Raw genomic sequence first — 22,945 nt, forward strand, 5'->3', positions numbered from 1 at the left:
TTAAGCAACTTTTGTTTTAATAAATTTATAAATATTATCTTCTTCTTTGCTCATTTTTTTAAAATCTTTTAGCTTTATGTGGTCGTGTCCTAATAAATGAAGAAATCCATGAATAAAAATTTTAACAACCTTTTGCTTAAACTTTAAAATACTTATATTTTTTGGTTTATCCATAAATTCATAGCTAACAACTATATCACCAAGATAACTTGATTTTTTTGGGTTAAATTTTTTCTCAAACGGAAATGATAATACATCTGTGGGTTTATTTTTATTTCTAAAATCTTTATTTAGTTTTTTAATATTCTTATTATTTGAAAGTAAAATTGTTAGATTTATTCTCTTTCCTATAAACCTATATTTTTTTGGAAAAAATTTTACAATGGAGTCAAAAAAAGTTTTATTATTCTTAATTTTTTTGCTCCAAAGAGTAGACTCCGAAACCACATCAATTTTAATCATTTTCTTGATCGGTATAAGCTCTTACAATCTTAGATACCAAAGGATGCCGTACAACATCTGAATGATCAAAATCAACAACTGAAATTTCTTTTAAATGTCCAAGTAATTTCTTAGATCTACTCAGGCCAGACATGTTCTTGTTTGGTAAATCTATTTGAGAAGGATCTCCATTTATAACAATTTTTGAATTCTCACCAATACGCGTTAAAAACATTTTAATTTGTGTATCAGTTGCATTTTGAGCTTCATCTAAAATTGCAAAAGAATTCTTTAAGGTTCTTCCTCTCATGAAAGCAAGAGGTGCTATTTCAATATCACCAATTTCAATCATTCTCTGTATTTTTTCAAAATCAAATAAATCATAAAGAGAATCATATAGAGGTCTTAGATAAGGATCCACTTTCTCTTTCATATCTCCTGGTAAAAAACCAAGTCTTTCACCAGCTTCTACTGCAGGTCTTGATAAAATAATTCTTTCAATCTTTTTATCAAGCAACATGGTTAATCCGACTGCTACCGCTAAAAAGGTTTTACCTGTTCCAGCAGGGCCTGCTGATATAACAATATCACTTTGCCTTAAAGCTCTAACATATTCTTTTTGCCTCTCAGATCTAGGTATAACAGATTTTTTTGGTGTTTTGATTATGTCAGAAACATTTTTATTTTTTACTTTTTCTTCAATCATAAATTTATCTATAGATGAGATTATATCTTTTTTCTCAATACTGCCATTATTAATAAATTGATTTGCAAGAAATTGAATGGCATTTTTTGTTGTCTCATTTTGTTCTGGGGTTGATTTTATTAAAATAGAATTTCCTCTTGAGTAAAGACTTGTATTAGTAATTTTTTCGAGTTCTTTTAAATTTTCATTAAATTCACCAACAACTCCCATCAATAAATCATTATCATGAAAAATAACACTTAAAGAATCATTATCAGAGTATACAAATTTTAATGTTGAATTAATTTTTTTTGAAACTGTATTATTCAATTTTAAGCTACTTTTTTTTTAGAACTTTCAGTTAATTTTCCAAAAAGACTATTTTGATTGCTGCTTGTTATTTCGACTTGCACAATTTTTCCTATGTTCTCTATATTGCCATCAAAAATTACTGATGTCATATATTCTGTTCTGCCAAATAACTTAATTCCATCTTTCATTTTATTTTCTACTAGAACATTTAAAATTTTATTTTCAAGAGATTTATTTGTTTGTATTTGGTTATCAAATAATTTCTTCTGAATTACCTCTAATCTTTGTTTGGATTTTTTTTGATCAACTAGTTTTAAATCCGCAGCAACAGTTCCCGGTCTTGGGCTAAAAATAAACGAATATGAGTTAATAAATTTTATTTTTTCTATTAATTCCATTGTCATTTTAAAATCTTGTTCATCTTCTTCTGGGTATCCAATAATAAAATCACTTGAAAACTCAATTTTTGAGTTAATTTTTTTAAGTTTTTCATAAATAAGCACATATTCTTCAATGCTATGCTTTCTATTCATTAGATTTAAAATTTTATTTGATCCACTTTGCACTGGTAAATGTACTAGGGGCATCAGTTTAGATGAATTCTTATAAACATTAATCAAGTCATCTGTCATGTCCTTTGGGTGAGATGTTGTGTATCGGATTCTTTCAAGTTTATCAAAACTATCAAGTGTAATTAACAAGTCTGATATTCTGTACTCTTTGTCTTCTTCGTCATAACTGTATGCGTTTACATTTTGCCCTAATAAAATAATTTCTTTTGCACCACTTTGAATTAATTCTTTTGCTTCATTTATGATTTGATTAAAAGGTCTGGAATATTCTGGTCCACGAGTATAAGGCACTACGCAAAAATGACAGAATTTATCACAACCCTCTTGAATTGTTAAAAAAGAAGAAACTTTACTGTCTTTATTTTTAATTTGACTTAGATAATTAAATTTAGAAATTGTATCAAATTCTGTTTCTTCCTCTTTTTTTTTATTTTTTAAAAAATTTAATATTGCATCATTTATTTTATGATAAGACTGTGGACCTATTACAATATCAATATAAGGCTCTCTTTTTAACATTTCTTGATTTTCAGCTTGGGCAACACAACCAGCAACAATTACAATTGGTTTTTTTTTCTCTCTAAAAATTTTTTTAACCCTTCCTATTTCATGGTAAACTTTTTCTTTTGCTTTATCTCTAATATGGCAGGTGTTTAAAAGATAACAATTCGCATCCTCATATTTATCAGTTTTTTCAAAACCGATTTTTTTTACTGCATCAAATATACGATTTGAGTCATATTCATTCATTTGACAGCCAAAAGTTTTAATAAAAATTTTTTTCGACATTATGTTAGGATTTTTTTTTAACACCATATAATTCTAATTTATGATCAACTAATCGATATCCATACTTATCTGCAATTTTCTCTTGCAACTTTTCTATCTCTTCATCAACAAATTCAATAATTTCCCCTGATTTAACATCAATTAAATGATCATGATGTCCTTCATTTAATTCTTCGTATCTAGCTTTACCCCCTTTGAAATCGTGTTTTGCTAAAATTCCTGACTCTTCAAAAAGTTTTACTGTTCTATATACTGTGGCAATACTTATTTTTGGATCAATCTTTGAAACTCTATTATAAAGCTCATCTACGTCTGGATGGTCGTTCGACTCTGACATTACTTTTGCAATAATTTTTCTTTGATCTGTAAGTTTAACCCCTTTAGCCAAACATTTTTGTTCAATATTTTCTGACATTTTTAATTTTAACTTAAATAAATAGGATTAATCAAATTCTTTTTAATTTTAAATTTTTCACATAAATTGGGGACATCTTCGTACTTAACTTCTTCAAATCCCTTAAAATCTTCAAAACTAAAACAATAATAATTGATTTTTTTAGTTAAAAACAAAGCTTTAATTGTCGCTAACGAATTTCTAATTCCTGCAAAACTACCTGGTCCTCTATTAACATAAATAACTTCAATTTGATCTAAAGAAGAAGAATTTACCTTTAAAAAATCATTAATTAAAATCATTAATTTTTCAAAATTAATTTTACTATTTTCATGACTACAAGTATAAATATTCCCATCAACTATGAGTGTTAAAAAAATTTTATCTCTTGTGGCGTCTACTATTAAATTTTTCATTATAATAATGTTATTTGCCATTAATTCTAAAGCAGAAGAAAATAATATCAAATATTATTCTGAAGATAGCGGCATTCTTTCTTTAATGTATCACCGATTTGATGAAAATAAGTATCCTTCAACAAATATACGAATGGATATTTTCAAAGAACAAATGTCCATAATAGATACCTTAAATTACAAATTTTATGACCCGCAATATTTGCAAAAAAAATTTAATATTGCAAAAAATAATAAAGAAATACTTATTACTATAGACGATGCATTCTTATCTTTTTATAAAATTGCATGGCCATATTTAAAAAGTAAGAAAATTCCTTTTATTTTATTTGTTTCAACTGAAGCTGTAGGTAAAAATGGATATATGAGTTGGGAGCAAATACAAGAAATAGAGAAACAGCCATTTGCTTACATTGGTAATCATTCACATTCACACGGTTATTTAGTTGATTTAGAAACTGAAAATTTCATATCCGATATTAATACTTCAATTGAAATTTTTAACCAGCACTTAGGTTATAACCCAATTTTTTTTTCATATCCATTTGGTGAATATAGCAAAACTATCAAGGATTTTATTTCCAAAAATTTTACTTTTGCTTTTGGTCAACATTCTGGTGTTATTGATGTTAATAAAGATCCTCATGAATTACCTAGATTTCCAATTAATGAAAAATATGGTGACCTAGAAAGATTTAAATTTTTAGTTAATCTTAGTCCCCTTCAATACAAGTCCTTAAGCCCCGAAGATAAATATATTACAGATAATAATCCACCAAAGCTATCTGTTGAATTTTTTGAAAATCAAAAAAATATAAAAAAAATTAATTGTTTTTCTGATGAGGGCAATAAATGGGATAAGTCAAATATTACTTTTAATAAAAATATAATGGAATTAAACTTTAGAGAAAAATTTACATTCAGAAGAGGTAGGGTTAATTGCTCACTTAACGATAATGGAATATGGAGATGGTTTGGTGTTCAATTTTCAGTGAACCAAAATTAGATTAAACTTTTTAAATCCTTGCTTGATGGCAATAACCTCGCATCATCAAAATCTGTTAAATTATTTTGTCTTATAATTTGTTGTAAAATTTTAACATACTCTTTTCCTGTCTCTGCATATTTATCTAGGTATTCAGTAAGAATCATACTATCTAATTCTTTTTCTTCGTCTCTCAATTCGGCTCTTGCACTTCTAAAATTTTTATAAGATGAGTGTGTATTCAAATTTCTTTGATAAGCTTTTACAGACGCTTGTAAAACCTTAAATCTCATAACTTTATGTGTACTATTATCTTCTGCATCAGCTGGTTTTATTCCTTTTCCACTCCACGTCCATTGACCAAATAATGCATTTCCTTCTTGGGCAAATCTTGATGTTCCCCAACCGGTTTCCTTTGCTGCCTGGGCAATAGCCATTGAAGCAGGCACTTCATCCATTCTAATTTTTAATGTAGATAAATCGTTATTTACAACTCCATATTGTTTGAATTTCACATTCAGCCACTCTTGTTCTGCTTTTGTATTTTTGTTTTTATTTAAAATACTAAAGAGTTTCATTCTATCTAGTTTGATACTATTATTTTCGTCAATAATTAAAGGCAAAACTATCTGGATAAAAAGCTCTTTTCTTTTTTTAACATTTTCTATTTTTACAATCTCTTTTGGTAGTAAATCTAAGCTTATAGGTTTTACTAATTTATTTTTTCTAACATCCTTTAAATTATAATTTGTTGATTTAAAAAGTTCTTGAATTGTTGCGGCACTTAATAGTACGGCGTCTGATGGCTGTTCATCAAATGTTAAGATATCTTCATATAAAAAATTTTTATTTAATTTTTCGTCTAGTTTTATAGTTTTATTTTCTAATAATTTTTTTAAATTATTTTTTGAATTATTTTCATAGTCTTTAGAAAATATTGTTTTTTCTTTTGTAAGATTGATAGCTAGTGGAGCTATGAAAAAAAATGATATAATAATCAAACTTGATAAAAAGGTTCTTGAAAGATTATCTAGACCACTTTCTTGTGGTTTAATTTTCTTTTTTTTAAGAATAAATCCCTTTTTATGTAAATATTTCTTTATTTCAAAAATTGAATATTTTTTTTGCATATCTATATTGCAACTACTTCTTTTACCTCAGGTAAATAATGACACAAAAGGTTTTGTACGCCTTGTTTTAAGGTCATTGTTGAGCTTGGACAGCCAGAACAGCTTCCTTGCAATTCTACCTTAACAATTCCATCTTTAAATTCTTTAAACTTTATATCACCTCCATCTTTTGCAACAGCTGGCCTAATCTTTGATTCTAAAATACTTATAATTTTTTTTTCAATTTCAGTGTGTTCTTCTTTTTTTTCTTTAAGCAACTCACTGCCAATCACAAACATTTCTCCTGTTGAATAAAAATCATTAATTAGTGAAATAGCTATATGTTTAATATCTTCCCAATTTACTTCTTCATTTTTATTTATTGATATGAAATCTTTTCCTAAAAATACGCCTGTTACTCCATTAATTGATAAAACATTTCTTACCAATTCGTTGTCAGTTTCCTCTTTTTTTGTGACTTCAAATGAGCCATTATTGGAAACAGTCTTTCCAGGTAAAAACTTAAGTGAATTAGGGTTCGGTGTTACTTCAGTTTGAACAAACATATATTTATATATAAAGATAAATGTCTAAATTTAAACCAATTAATAAATATTTTGATTAAAAACCTACTAGTTCCTTCATTTTTTTCATCTTTTTTGAGGCAATTTTGTCTGCTTTATCAGATCCTTCTAATAAAACTGAGTCTAAGAAATTTATATCTTCTAATAATTTTTTAATTTCTTGTGATATTGGCATAATTCTTTCAATTAGAATTTCTGATAATTGCTCTTTAAATTCTGAAAAGTTTTTTCCATTTAATTCCATTAAGGATTTTTCTAAATTTTGATTTTTTAAACTTGAATAAATCCCCAATAAATTTTCTGCTTCTGGTCTCTCTGTTAGATTGTCAATTACACTTGGCAAAGGTAATGGATCTGTTTTAGCTTTTTTTATTTTATTTATTATTTGATCTTTATCATCTGTAAGGTTAATTCTACTTAAATCTGATGGATCTGACTTGCTCATTTTTTTTATTCCATCTTTGAGACTCATTATTCTTGAAAATTGTTTTTGAATTAATGGCTCTGGTACTTTCAAAAAATCCATTACATCAAAATCATTATTAAACTTTTGAGCAATATCTCTACAAAGTTCTAGATGTTGTTTTTGATCATTTCCAACCGGAACATGAGTTGCATCATAAAGTAAAATATCTGCAGCCATCAAGACTGGGTATGAATAAAGACCAATGCTAGCTTTTTCTTTATCTTTTCCGGCTTTTTCCTTAAATTGTGTCATCCTATTAAGCCAACCCATTCTTGAAACACAACTCAAAATCCAAGCCGCTTCTGAGTGTGCTGAAACCATTGATTGGTTAAAAATTATGCTTTGTGCCGGATCAATTCCACACGCAATAAATGTAGCTACGGTCTCTCTTATATTTTTTTTTAATTTTTTTGGGTCTTGTTTAACTGTTATAGCATGAAGATCCACAACACAAAAAATGCATTCATTTTCTTTTTCATTTTGGAGTTCTACAAAGTTCTTGATTGCACCCAGATAGTTTCCTAGATGAAGGTTTCCTGTGGGCTGGACTCCTGAAAAAATTTTTTTACTCATGACTAATAGTTTAAATTAATATCACTTCTTTTAAAAGCCTTGATTAAAATTGCAATTACAAGATAAAATATTAACCCTAATACAATTGTACCAATTAAATAAATAGCTTTAAAGCTTGCCCCATAAAGCAACTTGTCATTAAAAAAATGAATTATATAGTTAAAGAATATACTCATTAACACTGAAGCTGATAAAATCTTAACTAACCTATTTAAAAATACTAAATTAAAACTGAATAATTTTTTTCTTTTTAAAAAAATAAATAATAAAATAGCGTTAAACCAGGATGATATAGTGGTTGCTATAGGTATAATTATAAACCCAACTTCCTTGAAAAAAACTACACTAATAAACACATTTAACAAAACAGAAATTAAAGAAATATAAAAAGGCACCTTTGTATTATGTCGTGCGAAAAAAAAAGCAGAAAAAACTTTAATTAGAGAAAAGGCTGGTAACCCAATTGCAAAATAGAACAAAGCTTTTGCTGAGTTTACAACGCTTAATTCATCGAAAGAACCATATCCAAATAAAGAAGATATAATTTCTTCAGAAGCAATGAGTAGTGCTAGTGCTGCTGGGATACTTAAAAATAAACTTAGTTCTAGAGCTTTATTTTGAATCAGATTTATTTTTTCTTTTTTATTACTTTGAACATACTTTGAAAGTTGAGGGAGTATTACTGTTCCTATTGCAATTCCTGCAATAGCAAGATTTATTTGATAAATTCTATCCGCATAATAAAGATAAGACACTGCGCTAGCTTGAAAAGATGCAATGATTGTCCCTACTAAAATATTTATCTGCGTAACGCCAGAGGAAAAAATGCTAGGAAGTAATTTTTTAAAAAATAGTTTAACTTTATTGTCAATCTTAAATGACAAATTAATTCTAGGATAAAAGTATTTTTTTACAAAAAAATATAAAAAAATAAGCTGTAAGATGCCTGAGATAGTTACCGCATAAGACATATAATATACCAATTGATCATTTAAAATTTTTCCGAAAGTCAATACTCCAATTAAAAGAATGTTCAAAATTATAGGTGCAGCCGAAGCTATAGCAAATTTATTATGTGAATTTAAAATGGCAGAAAAAAAAGATGCCAAACTAATAAACATTAAAAAAGGGAAAGTAATTCTTGTCAGAGTTATAGCTAATTCCATTTTTTGATAATCACCTTCAAAACCTGGTGCTATCAAAAAGACAAATATTGGCATCATCATCTCAATAACAAGGACTAAAAAAAATAACCCTATTATCAGTAATGTAAAAATATTATTTGCAAATTTTTGTGATTTTTTTTTATTATCTAATATTGATGAATAGCTGGGCACAAACGCTGCATTAAATGTTCCTTCTGAAAATAGTCGTCTAAATGTATTAGGTATCCTGAATGCCACGAAGAAGGCATCTGCTAACGGGCCTGCACCTAGAAACACAGCTATTAATATATCTCTTAGGTAACCCAATAATCTGCTTATTATTGTAAAAAAACTAAATGTGCCTGTTGACTTAATTAGGTTCATAAATCATATTAGTCTTAAATTCGCTCCATTTGTATACCTAATTAACATAAATGAAAAAAACTAAAATAGACCATTACACTGATAAGGAAGCTTTAGATTTCCACAGCAAGAATAAACCTGGAAAAATTGAGATCAATTCTTCTAAACCAATGACTACAAAAAGAGATTTGGCACTAGCCTATTCTCCAGGTGTTGCTGTGCCGGTGCAAGCAATTGCTGATAACCCGGAAACTGCCTATGACTATACATCTAAAGGAAATTTAGTTGCAGTCATAAGTAATGGCTCAGCTATTTTAGGAATGGGTAATTTAGGAGCACTAGCATCTAAACCTGTAATGGAAGGAAAAGCAGTTTTATTTAAAAGATTTGCTGACATAGATTCTATTGACCTAGAAATTGACTCGCAAGACTCTGATGAAATTATTAATAGTATCAAAAACTTTGCCTGTAGTTTTGGTGGTATTAATTTAGAAGATATTGCTGCTCCTGATTGTTTTGTAATTGAAGAAAAATTAAAAGAGATTTTAGATATTCCTGTTTTTCATGATGATCAGCATGGTACTGCAATTATTACAACTGCTGCATTAATTAATGCCTTAGATATATCTAATAAATCGATAAAAAAAATTAAAGTTGTTGTGAATGGTGCTGGTGCATCAGCAATGGCTTGTGCTAATTTATTTAAAAATAGCGGTGTACCTCAAAAAAATATAATTATGGTGGATAGATCTGGAGTAATCTATCGAGGCAGAAAAGGATTAAACCAATGGAAATCCTCTCATGCTATTGAAACAAAACACAGAACATTAGATGAAGCCATTAATGGTGCTGATGTTTTTTTAGGGCTTTCTGCGAAAGGTGCTCTTTCCAAAGATATGGTGAAGAAAATGGCAAAAGATCCTATAATTTTTGCTTGTGCTAACCCTGACCCCGAAATTACACCTGAAGAAATACAGGAAGTTAGGGATGATGCTATTATTGCTACTGGAAGATCAGATTATCCCAACCAAGTAAATAATTTAATTGGGTTTCCTTATGTGTTTAGAGGAGCTCTTGATGTTAGATCAAAAACTATTAATGAAGAAATGAAAGTAGCTGCCGCAGATGCTATAGCAAAGCTTACAAGAGAAGATGTTCCTGACGAAGTTGTAGCAGCAATGGGTGGTGATAGACCTCATTATGGAAAAGAATATATTATACCCTCAACATTTGATCCAAGACTAATAAGTATAATACCTGCAGCTGTTGCAAAGGCTGCGATGGATAGTGGTGTTGCAAGAAAAGATATTGATGATTTTGAAATATATAAAGAACAACTAAAACAAAGGCTTAATCCATCTCTTACAATTATGCAGGGTATTAATTCTTATATTAAAAAAAATCAAAAGAGAATTGTTTTTGCAGATGGTGAGGATAAAAATACTCTTAAAGCAGCAATTGCATTTAAAAATTCAAAATTAGGAATTCCAATTTTAGTTGGTAAAAAAGAAAAAATTAAAGAAAGAATAAAAGAAATTGGTTATGACGATCATTTTGGTATTGAAATAATAAATTCTACAGATTCAGAAAAAAGAGAGAAATATGTTAATTATTTATTTAAAAAAATGCAAAGAGAACAAGGTCTTCTAGAAAGAGATTGCGATAGACTTGTAAGAAATGATAGGGTCATATGGGCATCTTGTATGGTTGCATGTGGCGATGCTGATGGTGCAGTTACTGGAAATACCAGAAGATTTGGATCATCTTTAGATAAAATAACACAAGTCGTAAACCCAAGAGAAGGTGAGATAATGTTTGGTTTAAATATGGTTGTTTCAAAGGGGAAAACTATTTTTGTTGGAGACACAAGTGTAAACGAATATCCAAGTTCTGAAGAGCTTGCAGAAATTGCTATATCTGCTGCGAGAGTAGTAAAACTGTTTGGTTTCGTTCCAAAGGTAGCTTTTGTTTCTCATTCTACGTTTGGTCAACCTCTTACAAGTAGAACTAAGCATATAAAAAAAGCTGTTGAAATTTTAAAAGATAAAAATGTAGATTTTGATTTTGATGGAGACATGCAGCCAGATGTTGCTTTAAATGAAGATTATAAAGAATTATATCCTTTCTCTAGTATTGTTGGAAATGCTAATATATTAATAATGCCAGGACAACACAGTGCTGCTATTTCTTATAAAATGATGAAAAGCTTAGGTGATACTAAAGTTATTGGTCCTCTTTTAATTGGATTAGGTCAACCCATTGAAATAGCACCTTTAAGATCATCTACTTCAGAAATTATAAATTTAGCTTCTGTTGCAGCCTACTCTGCTGATGTTATTGATTATAAAAAAAGTTAATTTTTTTGAATTCTTAAATCTTCAACCAAGACAATACTTGCAATAACATCTTCCACATCCAGTATTTCTTTTGCTTCATTTATTACTTCTTTTCTTTCTTCTGTGGTTAAAGAAATCCCATAAATAAATATTTTTTTCTTATAAGTATCAATTTGATAATTGGTTGCTTTAATTTTTTTGTTAAATATTAAAGCTGTACGAAGTTGGGATGTAATCAACAAATCTTTAGCTGATTGCTGGAAGTTAAAACCTTCTTTTATTTTAATGTCATTTTTAACTGACCTTGCACCTTTTGTCTCCCATGCAAGTTTAGTAATTTGAAGTTTTTCCTCAGGATCATCTACTTTTCCTGTTACGAAAATCTTTCCATCTAAAACTTTTGTGCTTACACTTAATATATAGCTCTTATCTCTTAGAGTTAGTCTTGCAGCTAAACTTTTTTGCATTACAGAATCGTCTATTTGTGTGCCTAAAGACCTTGGATCAAACGCAACACTAACTCCAGTTCCAAAAACTCCCTTTGAACTGATCCCAACACATCCTGATAGGATTAAAAAAATCAAACTTATTAAAAATATTTTATTTTTCATTTTTTAATTTTAAACAATAGTTATAAATCTCTTTTTTTGATACATTCGTATTTTGACTAATTAAATCTGTAATATCTTTTATGCTTAGTTTTTTAATTAATTTTTGAATATTTTTTTTATCAGATTCTTTCAATATTATCGATGAATTTTTTTCTTTTACTTTTTCAGAAATAACAATCGTTAGCTCTCCTTTAGGATCGGATTTAAATGGCTCAAGTATATCTACATCAGTTCTTATATATTCCTCAAAAAATTTAGTCATTTCTCTGCAAACCATAATTTTTCTATTTGAAAAATAATGTTTTAGATCTTTTATTGACCTATTAAATTTTCGTGGAGAGATAAAAAAAACAATACAACCCTCTATATTTGTAAGCCTTTTGAGGTCTTCTTTTAATTTACTATTTTTTTCAGGAAAAAAACCATAAAAAAAATATTTTTCATTAAATCCACTTATAGAAACTGCGGAGGAAACTGCTGACGCACCTGGGATTGGAAAGATATCTATGTCATTACTGACACATTCATTAACCAATATAGCTCCTGGGTCTGAGACAGATGGAGTTCCAGCATCAGAAATTAATGCAACAATCGAACCTGATTTTAAAATATCAATAACTTTTGATAAATTTTTTTTTTCATTAAATTTATGGTTTGCAATAAGTTTTGATTTAATCTCGTATCGCTCTAGTAAATTTTTTGAAATACGCGTATCTTCACATAAAATATAATCTGATTTTTTTAATACTTCTAGGGCTCTTAAAGTGATGTCACTTAAGTTCCCAATAGGAGTAGATACAACATAAAGGCCACTTTTAACTTTATTATTCATGTTTTCAGTATGTAGAATCATCAGATTATAATAGTTATAATAATAACATTAAAATGAACAAAATTATTAAAATTATATTTTTTCTAGCTTTTACTTTATCAATTGCTCCAGGAACAATTTTAGCAAACAACAAAATTAAAATTGGTCTTCTTGTGCCATTAACTGGAAAAAACTCAGAAATAGGACAATCTATAATTAAGTCTACACGCCTTGCAATTAACACTATAAACAATGCTTCAATTGAAATCATACCAAAGGATACACAGTCAAATCCTGAAAGAACCTTAAGAGTAGCCAAAGAGTTGGCTAGCTCAGGAATAAAAATTGTGATCGGTCCTGTTTTTAACGAAAGTTTAATTTATCTAGATGAGTTAAATGAACTAACATTCTTAGCTCTAACAAATAAAAATGAAAATTTTTCTAAAAATATTATTAACGCTGGAATTAATGCAACTTCGCAATTAAATGCAATTAAAAAATTTATAGAATTAATTGAAATAAAAAACACAATCTTCCTTACGCCAGATGTAAGTTTTAGAAATGAGATTGAAAAAGCAATTTCTAATTCTAAAATAAAAATATTAGAAAATTATATTTATAATACTGATCCCACCAAACTTACTAAGCAAATTGAAAAAATTACACGTTATGATATTAGAAAACAAAACCTTGAAGATGAAATAAATAGACTGGAAAAATCAGAGCAAATCGATAAAGAACGTTTAATTGAAAGATTAAAAAAAAGAGATACCCTTGGTAGTGTAAAGTTTGACTCACTTGTAATTTCTGATTTTGATGAAAGTTTAAAAAGTGTAACGACTTCACTGCTTTATACTGATATATCTCCTAAGGAAAAATATTTTATTACTCTCAATCAATGGTTTGATGAATCTCTTTTAAAAGAAACCAGCTCACAACCTTTATACTTTCCCTCTGCAAATAAAGAAAATTATAATAAATTTTTAAATGAATATTTTGAAAAATATAATCAATACCCCAATCAATTATCGTTTCTAAGCTATGACTTGGTGGGTCTTGTTTATTATTTAATACTTCAAAACAACTTTATTATAGATAAAAAAATGTTTACTAAAAAAACTTTATTTAGAGGAAAAGTTGGAATTTTTGAAATAAAAAATAATAAAATTAATCATATTTTAAATTTTTATAAAGTTGAAGATAGAAAATTTAAAAAAGTTTTTTAATCTTTTTAAAAGCTTTAAATCTATGATCTATTTTATATTTCTGTGACGCCCTCATTTCACCAAAAGTAATTTTTTTTCCAATTGGTATAAAAATAGGATCATAACCAAACCCGTTTTTACCTTTTATAATTGGTGAAATAAAACCCTCAATCTTACCAACAGAATTTATTATTTCCTTATTTTTGTTGTAAATAGTTAAAGCACAAATAAACCTAGCTTTAATTTTTTTTTCTCTCCAGTCTTTGTCTTTTTTGTCTAGTTCTTTAAAAACTTTATTCATTGCTTTTTTAAAATCACCCTTTTTACCTCCCCATCTGGCTGAATAAATTCCAGGATCTCCGTCTAAAACATCTATTTCTAAACCTGAGTCATCAGATAGGCATATCATTTTTGATTTTTTAGAAAAAAATTTAGCCTTAATTAATGAGTTTTCCTTAAATGTTTTACCATTTTCGGGAGGACTTTTTATTTTAAAATCCTTTGGAGAATATATTTCAAGGTTTTTAGGCAATAAATCACTAATTTCTCTCAATTTTCCTTTATTATTAGTTCCTACCAACAATTTTATAATTTTATTCTTTAACATCTAGCAATTATCAAATTTCATACCATATAAGTCATCATGGAAAAAGATCAAAACATTAATTCTGAAAATCAAAACGAAGAAATTAAAGAGATTGAGTCAGAAGGACAAATTCAAGAAGAACAAGTAATTTCAGCAGAGAAAAAAGAGAAGGCAAAAGAAATTACCCCTGAAGAAAAAATTAAGGAGTTGGAAGATAAGCTTACTAGAACTTTTGCCGAAATGGAAAATCAAAGAAGAAGATTTGAAAAAGAAAAAGATGATGCTTTTGATTATGGTGGATTTTCTTTTGCAAAAGAGGCTTTAAGTCTAATTGATAATCTTGAGAGATCAAAACTGATTTTAGAAAGTGATGAAGTATTAAAAGATACCGAAGCTCTAAAAAAAACTTTAGAACACTTTGAAATTATAAATAAGGATATGATTTCAATTTTCTCAAAAAATGGAATTACTCCTGTAATTTCTATTGGTAAAAAATTAGACCCAAATCAACACCAAGCTATGATGGAAATTGATGATGATCAAAAAGAACCTGGAACAATTGTTCAAGAGATTCAAAAAGGTTTCATGATGAAGGATAGACTTTTGAGGCCAGCATTAGTTGGGGTTTCAAAAAAAAGTAAAGCCCAAGATGATCAAAAAAGTGAGGAAAATAAAGAGAATTCAAACAATTAATATTAATTGTAAGAACTTGTAGATTAAAAATTAACACTTATATGAAGAAAAGGAATTAAATTATGAGCAAAATTATAGGAATAGATTTAGGAACAACAAATTCATGCGTATCTATCATGGAAGGTAGTCAGCCAAAAGTTTTGGAAAATGCTGAGGGTGCAAGAACAACTCCTTCAGTTGTAGCTTTTTCTGAAGATGGAGAAAAACTTGTAGGCCAGCCTGCAAAAAGACAGGCTGTTACTAATCCTGAAAACACCATTTTTGCTGTAAAAAGATTAATTGGAAGAAGTTTTGAAGACCCTACTGTAAAAAAAGACATTGCAGCTGCCCCCTTTAAAATTGTTAATTCAGAAAAAGGAGATGCTTGGATTGAGGCTAGAGGAGAAAAATACTCACCATCACAAATTTCTGCTTTTATTCTCCAAAAAATGAAGGAAACTGCTGAAAAATATTTAGGTCAAGAAGTCACTAAGGCTGTAATTACAGTACCTGCATATTTTAATGACGCTCAAAGACAAGCAACAAAAGATGCTGGTAAAATTGCTGGTCTTGAAGTTTTAAGAATTATTAATGAACCAACAGCAGCTTCTCTTGCTTACGGTTTAGATAAAAAACAAAATAAAAAAATAGCTGTTTATGACTTAGGTGGTGGAACTTTTGACGTTTCTATTCTTGAGTTAGGTGATGGTGTATTTGAAGTTAAATCTACAAACGGTGATACATTTTTAGGTGGTGAAGACTTTGATAATACAATTGTTGATTATTTAATTGGTGAATTTAAAAAAGATTCTGGAATTGATTTAAGATCAGATAAATTAGCTCTTCAAAGATTAAAAGAGGCCGCTGAAAAAGCAAAAATTGAATTATCCTCTGCAGAACAGACTGATGTTAATTTACCCTTTATCACAGCTGATAAAACTGGGCCAAAACACATCAACCTAAAAATGACTAGAGCCAAATTAGAAGCTTTGGTTGAAGATCTAATTTCAAGAACATTACCTCCATGTAAAACTGCTCTTAAAGATGCAGGCCTTACTGCAAATGAAATTGATGAAATTGTAATGGTTGGTGGAATGACAAGAATGCCCAAAGTTCTTGCCGAAGTTAAAAACTTTTTTGGTAAAGAACCAAATAAAAGTGTAAACCCCGATGAAGTTGTAGCGATGGGTGCTGCTATCCAAGCTGGAGTTCTACAAGGAGACGTCAAAGATGTGCTGCTCTTAGATGTAACACCTCTATCACTCGGAATTGAAACATTGGGTGGAGTATCAACAAAACTAATAGAAAAAAATACAACAATACCCACTAAAAAAAGCCAAGTATTTTCTACGGCTGATGATAATCAGCCTGCTGTATCAATAAGAGTACTTCAGGGCGAAAGAGAAATGGCATCTGATAATAAAATGTTAGGAAACTTTGAACTAGTTGGAATTGCGCCTGCTCCAAGAGGAGTTCCTCAAATAGAAGTAACTTTTGATATTGATGCAAATGGAATTGTAAGTGTTTCTGCTAAAGATAAAGGAACTGGTAAAGAGCAAAAAATTCAAATCCAAGCTTCTGGTGGTTTAAGTGATGAAGAAATTGAAAAAATGGTGAAAGATGCTGAAGCTAATAAAGATGAAGATATGAAAAAAAGAGAATCTGTGGACGCAAGAAATCAAGCAGATACTTTAATTCATTCAACTGAAAAAAATCTTAAAGAGCATGGTGCTAAAGTTTCAGATGCTGATAAAAAAGCAATAGAAGATGCATCTAATGACTTAAAAGAAGCTATTAAGGGAACTGATACTCAAGAAATTAAAAAGAAAACAGAAACTTTAGTTCAAGCTTCTATGAAGCTAGGTGAGGCTATTTATAAATCCCAAGAAAAAAAAGAGGGTTCATCTAAAGATGGTGAAAAGAATAACGAAGTAAAAAAAGATGATAATGTTGTTGATGCAGATTTTGAAGAGGTAAAAGAAGAAGAAGTAAAAGAAGATAAAAAAGAAGAAGATAAAGAGAAAAGCGCTTAAGACTTAAAACAACTATCATCTTAAAGTAACTTATGGCTAAAAGAGATTTTTATGACGTCTTAGGTGTTAGCAAGAATGCAAGCCCTGAAGAGTTAAAATCTGCGTACAGAAAACTAGCTGTAAAACATCACCCCGATAAAAACCCAGGAGATAAAGCTTCTGAAGATAAGTTTAAAGAAGCTGGTGAAGCTTATGGTATCCTTTCAGATAAAGAAAAAAAACAAAACTATGATAATTTTGGCCATGCTGCTTTTGAGGGTGGAGGTGGCGGAAGACAAGGTGGTGGTTTTGGTGGAGCAGATTTTTCAGACATTTTTGAAGATTTTTTTGGAGATTTTGGAGGTGGACAATCAAGAGGAAGGCGAAAAACCAATAATAGAGGCTCTGATCTGCGTTATGATTTATCTATTACTCTTGAAGAAGCCTATGAGGGTAAAAAGCAGGATATAAAGTTTTCAACTACAGAAAAATGTAATACTTGCAAAGGTGGTGGCTCTAAACCTGGTCATTCTCCAGACAGATGCACAGTTTGTGGTGGAAATGGTAAAGTAAGATCTAACCAAGGTTTTTTTACTGTTCAACAAACTTGTCCTCAATGTGCTGGCTCTGGTGAAGAAATAACAAATCCATGCACAGACTGTAATGGTCAAGGTAACAAACAAGCTTCAAAAAAAATATCAGTTACAATACCTAAGGGTGTTGATGATGGTACCAGAATTAGATTGGCTGGAAAAGGTGAGGCAGGTTCCAAGGGTGGAGCAAGTGGTGATCTTTATCTTTTTATAAATGTTCATTCACATGACTTATTTAAAAGATCTGATGAAAACCTATTCTTTGAATTCCCTATATCTATTGCTGATGCAGCATTAGGAACCACAATAGAAATTCCAACAATTGACGGCGGAAAAGCTAAAATTAAAATACCTGGTGGAACTCAAAATGGAAAACAATTTAGACTAAAAGGTAAAGGGATGCCTTATATAAGAGGAAGTGGAAATGGAGACCTTTATGTCCAGGTAAATACTGAAGTTCCTATTTCTTTAAATAAAGAACAAAAAGAGTTACTTGAAAAATTTAGAAAGATTGAAAATGAAAAGTCTAATCCAAGTATCAAACAATTCTTTCAAAAAGTAAAAAATTTTTGGAAAAACTAAAGACTAATTAACTAAAAAAGGTTAATATTTTTCTTAGATGAAAAAAATTAATTTAGCTATTTCTGGTTGTTTAGGGAGGATGGGTCAACAACTTATCAAGTCCTCAAAATATAATAAAAACTTTAAAATAGCCGCTCTCACAGAAAATAAAGCTATTAGTAAAAAAATTGCTGGCATCAAGCTTGATATAAATACTGAACAAGCTTTTAAAAAGACTGATGTAATAATAGATTTTACAGTGCCGAACTGTACTTTAGATATTCTAAAAATTGCATCCAAATTAAAAAAAAAAGTGGTAATTGGAACAACAGGATTTAATCAAAAAGAAGAAATATTAATCAAAAGATTTTCAAAAAGTATTCCAATTTTAAAAGCAGGTAATATGAGCCTTGGTATTAATTTGTTAATGTATTTATCTGAAATTGCTTCAAAATCACTAAATGAAGAATATTTAAGTAAAGTATTTGAAATTCATCACAAACATAAAAAAGATTACCCATCAGGAACAGCTTTAATGCTGGGAAAAGGAATTGCAGATGGGAAAAATAAAAACCTTTATAATTTAATGGGTAAAAAATTTTTAAATAAAAAATCTTTTCCTTATGGAAAAAAAATTAATTTCAATTCGATTAGAAAAGGTGAAATTATTGGTGAACATGAAGTTGCATTTTATAATGGAAAGGAAATAATTAAATTAAACCATGAGGCTTTTGATAGGGCACTTTATTCAGATGGAGCTTTAACTGCTGCAAAATGGTTGATTAATAAAAAACCAGGGCTTTACTCAATGAGAGATTTATTGAACTTTAAATAATGCATGAAAAAGAAAAAGCTAAAAAAATAATAAAAATTTTAAATAAGATTTATCCAACGACCCCTGTTCCACTGGATCATACTAGCAACTTTACTCTCTTAATGTCTGTTCTTTTATCAGCTCAATGCACTGATTTAAATGTTAATAATGTAACTAAAAATATATATCCAAAATATAATAGACCTGAACATTTTGTAAAATTAGGAAAAAAAAAAATAGAAAAATTAATTAAAAGTATTGGTCTCTTTCGGGTTAAAGCAAAAAGTATTTACTTGATGTCTAAACTACTTATAGAAAAACATGGAGGTAAAGTACCTAAAAGCTTTGAAGAGCTAGAAAAACTTCCCGGTGTAGGCCATAAAACAGCAAGTGTAGTCATGTCTCAGGGTTTTGGAGTTGCAGCTTTTGCAGTTGATACTCATATACATAGATTAGCTCAGAGATGGGGTTTAACGAATGGTAAGAATGTAGTTCAAACTGAAAAAGATTTAAAAAGAATATTCCCACAAAAAACATGGAGCAAATTACATTTACAAATAATTTATTATGGAAGAGAATTTTGTAAGGCTAGAGAATGTTATGGTTTGACTTGTAAAATTTGCACGACTTGTTACCCTAACCGAAAGAATCCTGTTAAAATAAAAAAAACTTAATATGAAAATACTTGGAATCGGTAATGCAATTGTTGATGTTATATGCAAAGTAGAGGATCAATACTTGATAGATAATCATTTGATAAAAAGTACAATGAAATTAGTTGATGAACATGAATTTCAAAAACTTTTATCAACTCTCAAAATTAAAGAAACAGTTTCTGGTGGATCTGTTGCAAATTCTATTGTTGGACTGTCTCAATTAGGAAATGATGTTGGGTTTATAGGTAAGGTTAATGCTGATGATTTAGGACAAAAATACGAAGAGGGTCTAACTAAAGAAAAAGTTAAATATTTTTATAATAAGAAACAAGAAACTACACCAACTGGAACATGTTTAATTTTAATCACACCTGATGCAGAAAGAACCATGATTACGTTTTTAGGAATTGCAGGAAAAGTTAATCAAAACGATATTAATGAAAAAGCTGTTCAAGAAAGTGAAATGATATTTTTAGAAGGGTATTTATGGGACGAGGGTGAACCAAAGTCAGCCTTTGATAAAGCAATGTCCCTTTCTACTACTAAAGCAATGTCATTATCAGATCAATTTTGTGTAGAGAGACATAAAAGTAATTTTTTAGAACTAGTTAAAAATAAACTTGATATTACTTTTGCTAACGAACAGGAAATTAAATCATTAATCAATGCTAAAAGGTTTGAAGATGTTATTGAATTTGGAAAGCAATTGGGAGGATTATTAGTTATCACACGTGGTGAAAAGGGGAGTGTTGCTGTCAGAAACCAAGAAGTTACAGAATGTCAAAGTAAACCTAATTTGAAAATTGTGGACTTAACAGGTGCAGGTGACCTCTTTGCAGCAGGTTTTCTTCATGGAATTATTAATAATGTTAAAACAAAAGAATGTCTTGAAAAAGGAACTGAAATGTCCTCAAAGATAATCCAAAAAGTTGGGGCTAGGCTAGATTAAGCCTTTTTAGTCAATAAAATAACCATTTTTATGGCTTAATATAAATTTTTCATCTTTAAATAAATCACTTATTTTTTTTCGTAATCTATAAATGTGTGTTTCTACAGTATGAGTTTCCATATCTGATGAATAACCCCATATATTTTTTTGTAAATCCGTAACATTGTGTTTAATTTTTTTATTATTTAAATACAAAATAATTTCAATTTCTTTTTCTGTTAATTTTAATTTTAAATTATTTTTAGAAAAAAACTTGGAATTCAAATTTAATTCATAGTCTTTAATAATAGTATTAGACTGTTGATTAAATTTTAATTTGATTAGTTTAATATTGATTACTTCTAGTAATTTTTTTAAAGATAGGGGTAAGTCATTAAATTTCAAATGGTTTTTATTGGTTATATTATTATTTTGTAATAATTTATGATCAGTTTTTGAAATTATCAAGTAGTCTAATCTATCTAGATCAAAATTTTTTTTAAAATCTTCTTTATTCTCAAACTTTGTGAGTTTGAAAGATAAATTTTCTTTAATCTCATCTAAAATTTCATATAGTGGATTATAATTTATAATAAAAACACTTTGCATAATTATATTTTTTATTGTCTATGATAATTCATGTGCCAAATAAAAACACTCTTATAATTGATGAGTTTAAATTAAGATGTTGTGTTGGAAAAAAAGGCTTAAATTCTAACAAAAAAGAGGGTGATTATTCAACGCCAAAAGGGTTATTTAATTTAAGAAAATTATATTTTAGAAAAGACCGTGTTGGTATTCCAAATTGCAAACTTAACAAAAAGAAAATAAAAAAAGATATGGCTTGGTGTGATGATCCAAAACATAAAAAATATAATGAAGAAATTAAAACTAAAAATAAAAATCTTAGAGAAAATTTATATAGAAAAGATTATAAGTACGATTATTTCATTTCAATTAGTCACAATGAAAGAAAAACTCCGAGCAAAGGAAGTGCTGTATTCATTCATTTAACAGATCAATACAAACCAACTTCGGGGTGTATTGCTTTAAGAAAGAAAGATTTTGAAATATTATTAAAATTAATAGATAAAAAGACTAAAATTAAAATTGGTTAAGTTCTACGACCAAATATTTTTGAGCCCACTCTAACGTATGTTGCTTTGTTTTCAACCGCCTCTAGATAGTCTCCTGACATACCCATGCTGAGTTCCTTAAAATTTAATTCGTGATTTATTTTACTCATCTCAAAAAAATATTTTTCAGTATTTTGATCATTTGGTGGAATGCACATTGTGCCAATGATATCTAAATTTAAATTTTTACAGAATTTATAAAAATCACCTAATCTTTCTTTATTTATTCCTGATTTTTGATCTTCATTACCGATATTAACTTGAATAAATATCTTAGGTTTTTTTCCTTGTTTTTTTTGTTCAACAGCAATTTTATTGGCTAATTTTTCACTATCCAATGAATGAATATAATCAAATACTCTTAAAGCTACTTTTACTTTATTAGATTGAAGTCTTCCAATTAGGTGAAGTTGAATACTATGATTATCATTTTTTATATCACTCCACTTATCTAAGGCTTCTTGAACTTTATTTTCCCCATAATGAAGATGGCCATACTCAATTAATGGCAAAATGTTTTCTATTGGAAAGGTTTTTGATACCGCAATAATTTTAGGAAATCTATCATGATTTACTTTAGATTTAATGAGGTCTTCTATATAAATTAAATTTTTAACTGTATTATGCATAATAGAATTCTAAAAAAATACTACTTTATAAATAAATTTGATCAAAGTCATTTAGATAAACAAGATCAAGAAACAACTATAATCTACAGAAATTATGACCAAGTTATTGATGAAAAACGAATTTTAAGAATAAAAAGTTATTGCAAAAAACGAGGATTAAAATTCTTACTTTCAAACAATATAAAGCTATCCATAAAACTTGGTTTGGATGGTACATACATCCCATCTTTTAATAAGAATAAAAAACATCTTTCTTATTCTTTTAAAAAAAATTTTATTATTTTAGGTTCTGCTCATAATATTTATGAAATAAGAAATAAAGAATCACAAAATGTCAAAGCAATTTTTTTATCATCAATATTTAAAAAAAAAAAAAACTTTTTAGGTATTAATAGATTTAAGCTACTGTCTCATTTAAGTAAAAAACCATTTATAGCTCTTGGTGGTGTTTCAAAGACTAATTTAAAAAAATTAAATCTAATTAATTGCCATGGTTTTGCTGGTATTTCTTTTTTTGAACAAAAAAAAGGCCCCTAGTAAGGGGCCCTTTTATTAATTTGT

The 22,945-nt window shown here is 28.6% G+C and carries 25 protein-coding genes; 11 read left to right on the forward strand and 14 right to left on the reverse strand.

Annotated elements, in window-relative coordinates; all coding sequences use genetic code 11:
* From ybeY to E5R92_RS04440, 5 genes are read right to left on the reverse strand one after another with little or no spacing between them, the layout of a single operon-like run.
* Positions 1-462 (reverse strand): rRNA maturation RNase YbeY, encoded by a 462-nt coding sequence (gene ybeY / locus E5R92_RS04420; RefSeq protein WP_168606888.1) that lies wholly within the window; start codon positions 460-462, stop codon positions 1-3.
* Positions 455-1,456, reverse strand: a complete 1,002-nt coding sequence (locus E5R92_RS04425) for a PhoH family protein (RefSeq protein ID WP_168606889.1) — start codon at positions 1,454-1,456, stop codon at positions 455-457. Before E5R92_RS04425 ends, ybeY begins: the two co-directional genes overlap by 8 nt.
* A 2-nt stretch (positions 1,457-1,458) precedes the next feature.
* Positions 1,459-2,826 (reverse strand): tRNA (N6-isopentenyl adenosine(37)-C2)-methylthiotransferase MiaB, encoded by a 1,368-nt coding sequence (gene miaB / locus E5R92_RS04430; protein ID WP_168606890.1) that lies wholly within the window; start codon positions 2,824-2,826, stop codon positions 1,459-1,461.
* Entirely contained in the window at positions 2,804-3,214 is a 411-nt protein-coding gene (locus tag E5R92_RS04435) for a Fur family transcriptional regulator (protein ID WP_006997525.1), read from the reverse strand. The genes miaB and E5R92_RS04435 overlap by 23 nt, the downstream gene beginning before the upstream one ends.
* A gap of 8 nt (positions 3,215-3,222) precedes the next feature.
* On the reverse strand, positions 3,223-3,609 hold the full coding sequence (locus tag E5R92_RS04440; RefSeq protein WP_168606891.1) for a peptidase M22: 387 nt from the start codon (positions 3,607-3,609) through the stop codon (positions 3,223-3,225).
* A 7-nt stretch (positions 3,610-3,616) separates the two neighbouring features.
* Between E5R92_RS04440 and E5R92_RS04445 the strand changes: the two genes are divergently transcribed.
* Complete coding sequence (locus tag E5R92_RS04445) at positions 3,617-4,615, forward strand: polysaccharide deacetylase family protein (RefSeq protein WP_168606892.1); 999 nt, start codon at positions 3,617-3,619, stop codon at positions 4,613-4,615.
* Here the strand turns inward: E5R92_RS04445 and E5R92_RS04450 are convergent.
* Genes E5R92_RS04450 through murJ form a run of 4 tightly spaced genes read right to left on the reverse strand, consistent with a single transcriptional unit; the run spans position 4,612 to position 8,855 of the window.
* Positions 4,612-5,724 carry a glucosaminidase domain-containing protein gene (locus E5R92_RS04450; protein WP_229704501.1) on the reverse strand — a complete coding sequence of 371 codons (1,113 nt, stop codon included), beginning with the start codon at positions 5,722-5,724 and terminating at the stop codon, positions 4,612-4,614. The two genes, E5R92_RS04445 and E5R92_RS04450, sit on opposite strands and share 4 nt — an antisense overlap.
* 2 nt (positions 5,725-5,726) lie before the next feature.
* Positions 5,727-6,269, reverse strand: coding sequence for a NifU family protein (locus E5R92_RS04455; protein WP_168606893.1), 543 nt, complete (start codon positions 6,267-6,269; stop codon positions 5,727-5,729).
* 55 nt (positions 6,270-6,324) lie between these two features.
* The gene (gene trpS / locus E5R92_RS04460; RefSeq protein ID WP_168606894.1) at positions 6,325-7,326 is read right to left on the reverse strand and encodes a tryptophan--tRNA ligase; all 1,002 of its coding nucleotides are present in this window, start codon (positions 7,324-7,326) and stop codon (positions 6,325-6,327) included.
* Between the two features lie 2 nt (positions 7,327-7,328).
* A complete protein-coding gene (murJ, locus tag E5R92_RS04465; protein WP_168606895.1) occupies positions 7,329-8,855 on the reverse strand; it encodes a murein biosynthesis integral membrane protein MurJ in 1,527 nt (508 codons plus the stop codon).
* A 50-nt stretch (positions 8,856-8,905) separates the two neighbouring features.
* Here murJ and E5R92_RS07565 point away from each other — a divergent pair, with 50 nt between their 5' ends.
* A complete protein-coding gene (locus E5R92_RS07565) occupies positions 8,906-11,191 on the forward strand; it encodes an NADP-dependent malic enzyme (RefSeq protein WP_168606896.1) in 2,286 nt (761 codons plus the stop codon).
* On the opposite strand, the gene E5R92_RS04475 is transcribed toward E5R92_RS07565, so the two are convergent.
* Together E5R92_RS04475 and rsmI are read right to left on the reverse strand one after the other, a co-directional pair.
* On the reverse strand, positions 11,188-11,781 hold the full coding sequence (locus E5R92_RS04475; protein ID WP_168606897.1) for a BON domain-containing protein: 594 nt from the start codon (positions 11,779-11,781) through the stop codon (positions 11,188-11,190). The two genes, E5R92_RS07565 and E5R92_RS04475, sit on opposite strands and share 4 nt — an antisense overlap.
* Positions 11,771-12,634 (reverse strand): 16S rRNA (cytidine(1402)-2'-O)-methyltransferase, encoded by an 864-nt coding sequence (rsmI, locus tag E5R92_RS04480; RefSeq protein ID WP_168606898.1) that lies wholly within the window; start codon positions 12,632-12,634, stop codon positions 11,771-11,773. Before rsmI ends, E5R92_RS04475 begins: the two co-directional genes overlap by 11 nt.
* 32 nt (positions 12,635-12,666) lie before the next feature.
* Here rsmI and E5R92_RS04485 point away from each other — a divergent pair, with 32 nt between their 5' ends.
* Complete coding sequence (locus E5R92_RS04485; RefSeq protein WP_168606899.1) at positions 12,667-13,818, forward strand: ABC transporter substrate-binding protein; 1,152 nt, start codon at positions 12,667-12,669, stop codon at positions 13,816-13,818.
* Here E5R92_RS04485 and rdgB read toward each other — a convergent pair.
* A complete protein-coding gene (rdgB, locus tag E5R92_RS04490) occupies positions 13,802-14,404 on the reverse strand; it encodes an RdgB/HAM1 family non-canonical purine NTP pyrophosphatase (protein ID WP_168606900.1) in 603 nt (200 codons plus the stop codon). The genes E5R92_RS04485 and rdgB overlap by 17 nt on opposite strands.
* A gap of 36 nt (positions 14,405-14,440) precedes the next feature.
* Here rdgB and E5R92_RS04495 point away from each other — a divergent pair, with 36 nt between their 5' ends.
* The 6 genes from E5R92_RS04495 (at position 14,441) to E5R92_RS04520 (ending at position 20,640) form a co-directional block, all read left to right on the forward strand.
* Entirely contained in the window at positions 14,441-15,076 is a 636-nt protein-coding gene (locus tag E5R92_RS04495) for a nucleotide exchange factor GrpE (RefSeq protein WP_168606901.1), read from the forward strand.
* A gap of 62 nt (positions 15,077-15,138) precedes the next feature.
* Positions 15,139-17,088 carry a molecular chaperone DnaK gene (dnaK, locus tag E5R92_RS04500; protein ID WP_168606902.1) on the forward strand — a complete coding sequence of 650 codons (1,950 nt, stop codon included), beginning with the start codon at positions 15,139-15,141 and terminating at the stop codon, positions 17,086-17,088.
* Positions 17,089-17,120: 32 nt separating this feature from the next.
* On the forward strand, positions 17,121-18,242 hold the full coding sequence (gene dnaJ, locus E5R92_RS04505; RefSeq protein WP_168606903.1) for a molecular chaperone DnaJ: 1,122 nt from the start codon (positions 17,121-17,123) through the stop codon (positions 18,240-18,242).
* Positions 18,243-18,279: 37 nt separating this feature from the next.
* Positions 18,280-19,056: a 4-hydroxy-tetrahydrodipicolinate reductase gene (gene dapB, locus E5R92_RS04510; protein ID WP_168606904.1), complete on the forward strand. Its 777-nt coding sequence runs from the start codon at positions 18,280-18,282 to the stop codon at positions 19,054-19,056.
* The gene (nth, locus tag E5R92_RS04515) at positions 19,056-19,709 is read left to right on the forward strand and encodes an endonuclease III (RefSeq protein WP_168606905.1); all 654 of its coding nucleotides are present in this window, start codon (positions 19,056-19,058) and stop codon (positions 19,707-19,709) included. Before dapB ends, nth begins: the two co-directional genes overlap by 1 nt.
* Before the next feature lies 1 nt (position 19,710).
* Positions 19,711-20,640, forward strand: a complete 930-nt coding sequence (locus tag E5R92_RS04520) for an adenosine kinase (RefSeq protein ID WP_168606906.1) — start codon at positions 19,711-19,713, stop codon at positions 20,638-20,640.
* A gap of 6 nt (positions 20,641-20,646) precedes the next feature.
* Here the strand turns inward: E5R92_RS04520 and E5R92_RS04525 are convergent, their stop codons facing one another.
* The gene (locus E5R92_RS04525; RefSeq protein WP_168606907.1) at positions 20,647-21,228 is read right to left on the reverse strand and encodes a winged helix-turn-helix domain-containing protein; all 582 of its coding nucleotides are present in this window, start codon (positions 21,226-21,228) and stop codon (positions 20,647-20,649) included.
* A 20-nt stretch (positions 21,229-21,248) separates the two neighbouring features.
* Between E5R92_RS04525 and E5R92_RS04530 the strand changes: the two genes are divergently transcribed.
* Positions 21,249-21,737 carry a L,D-transpeptidase family protein gene (locus E5R92_RS04530; RefSeq protein WP_168607468.1) on the forward strand — a complete coding sequence of 163 codons (489 nt, stop codon included), beginning with the start codon at positions 21,249-21,251 and terminating at the stop codon, positions 21,735-21,737.
* Here the strand turns inward: E5R92_RS04530 and E5R92_RS04535 are convergent.
* On the reverse strand, positions 21,734-22,384 hold the full coding sequence (locus E5R92_RS04535) for a YggS family pyridoxal phosphate-dependent enzyme (protein WP_168606908.1): 651 nt from the start codon (positions 22,382-22,384) through the stop codon (positions 21,734-21,736). The genes E5R92_RS04530 and E5R92_RS04535 overlap by 4 nt on opposite strands.
* On the opposite strand from E5R92_RS04535, the gene E5R92_RS04540 reads away from it, so the two are divergent.
* The gene (locus tag E5R92_RS04540) at positions 22,379-22,921 is read left to right on the forward strand and encodes a thiamine phosphate synthase (RefSeq protein ID WP_168606909.1); all 543 of its coding nucleotides are present in this window, start codon (positions 22,379-22,381) and stop codon (positions 22,919-22,921) included. The genes E5R92_RS04535 and E5R92_RS04540 overlap by 6 nt on opposite strands.
* Positions 22,922-22,945: the final 24 nt, after the last annotated feature.

Source organism: Candidatus Pelagibacter giovannonii (assembly GCF_012276695.1).
Classification (GTDB): domain Bacteria; phylum Pseudomonadota; class Alphaproteobacteria; order Pelagibacterales; family Pelagibacteraceae; genus Pelagibacter; species Pelagibacter giovannonii.

Coding starts and splice junctions, on each gene's coding strand:
- E5R92_RS04435 (WP_006997525.1), bottom strand. CDS start 3,214: ATGTCAGAAAATATTGAACAAAAATGTTTGGCTAAAGGGGTTAAACTT.
- dapB (WP_168606904.1), top strand. CDS start 18,280: ATGAAAAAAATTAATTTAGCTATTTCTGGTTGTTTAGGGAGGATGGGT.
- E5R92_RS04475 (WP_168606897.1), bottom strand. CDS start 11,781: ATGAAAAATAAAATATTTTTAATAAGTTTGATTTTTTTAATCCTATCA.
- E5R92_RS04450 (WP_229704501.1), bottom strand. CDS start 5,724: ATGCAAAAAAAATATTCAATTTTTGAAATAAAGAAATATTTACATAAA.
- dnaJ (WP_168606903.1), top strand. CDS start 17,121: ATGGCTAAAAGAGATTTTTATGACGTCTTAGGTGTTAGCAAGAATGCA.
- rdgB (WP_168606900.1), bottom strand. CDS start 14,404: ATGTTAAAGAATAAAATTATAAAATTGTTGGTAGGAACTAATAATAAA.
- rsmI (WP_168606898.1), bottom strand. CDS start 12,634: ATGATTCTACATACTGAAAACATGAATAATAAAGTTAAAAGTGGCCTT.
- E5R92_RS04540 (WP_168606909.1), top strand. CDS start 22,379: ATGCATAATAGAATTCTAAAAAAATACTACTTTATAAATAAATTTGAT.
- E5R92_RS04530 (WP_168607468.1), top strand. CDS start 21,249: ATGATAATTCATGTGCCAAATAAAAACACTCTTATAATTGATGAGTTT.
- E5R92_RS04495 (WP_168606901.1), top strand. CDS start 14,441: ATGGAAAAAGATCAAAACATTAATTCTGAAAATCAAAACGAAGAAATT.
- murJ (WP_168606895.1), bottom strand. CDS start 8,855: ATGAACCTAATTAAGTCAACAGGCACATTTAGTTTTTTTACAATAATA.
- trpS (WP_168606894.1), bottom strand. CDS start 7,326: ATGAGTAAAAAAATTTTTTCAGGAGTCCAGCCCACAGGAAACCTTCAT.
- E5R92_RS04455 (WP_168606893.1), bottom strand. CDS start 6,269: ATGTTTGTTCAAACTGAAGTAACACCGAACCCTAATTCACTTAAGTTT.
- E5R92_RS07565 (WP_168606896.1), top strand. CDS start 8,906: ATGAAAAAAACTAAAATAGACCATTACACTGATAAGGAAGCTTTAGAT.
- nth (WP_168606905.1), top strand. CDS start 19,056: ATGCATGAAAAAGAAAAAGCTAAAAAAATAATAAAAATTTTAAATAAG.
- E5R92_RS04440 (WP_168606891.1), bottom strand. CDS start 3,609: ATGAAAAATTTAATAGTAGACGCCACAAGAGATAAAATTTTTTTAACA.
- miaB (WP_168606890.1), bottom strand. CDS start 2,826: ATGGTGTTAAAAAAAAATCCTAACATAATGTCGAAAAAAATTTTTATT.
- E5R92_RS04485 (WP_168606899.1), top strand. CDS start 12,667: ATGAACAAAATTATTAAAATTATATTTTTTCTAGCTTTTACTTTATCA.
- dnaK (WP_168606902.1), top strand. CDS start 15,139: ATGAGCAAAATTATAGGAATAGATTTAGGAACAACAAATTCATGCGTA.
- E5R92_RS04535 (WP_168606908.1), bottom strand. CDS start 22,384: ATGCATAATACAGTTAAAAATTTAATTTATATAGAAGACCTCATTAAA.
- E5R92_RS04525 (WP_168606907.1), bottom strand. CDS start 21,228: ATGCAAAGTGTTTTTATTATAAATTATAATCCACTATATGAAATTTTA.
- E5R92_RS04445 (WP_168606892.1), top strand. CDS start 3,617: ATGTTATTTGCCATTAATTCTAAAGCAGAAGAAAATAATATCAAATAT.
- ybeY (WP_168606888.1), bottom strand. CDS start 462: ATGATTAAAATTGATGTGGTTTCGGAGTCTACTCTTTGGAGCAAAAAA.
- E5R92_RS04520 (WP_168606906.1), top strand. CDS start 19,711: ATGAAAATACTTGGAATCGGTAATGCAATTGTTGATGTTATATGCAAA.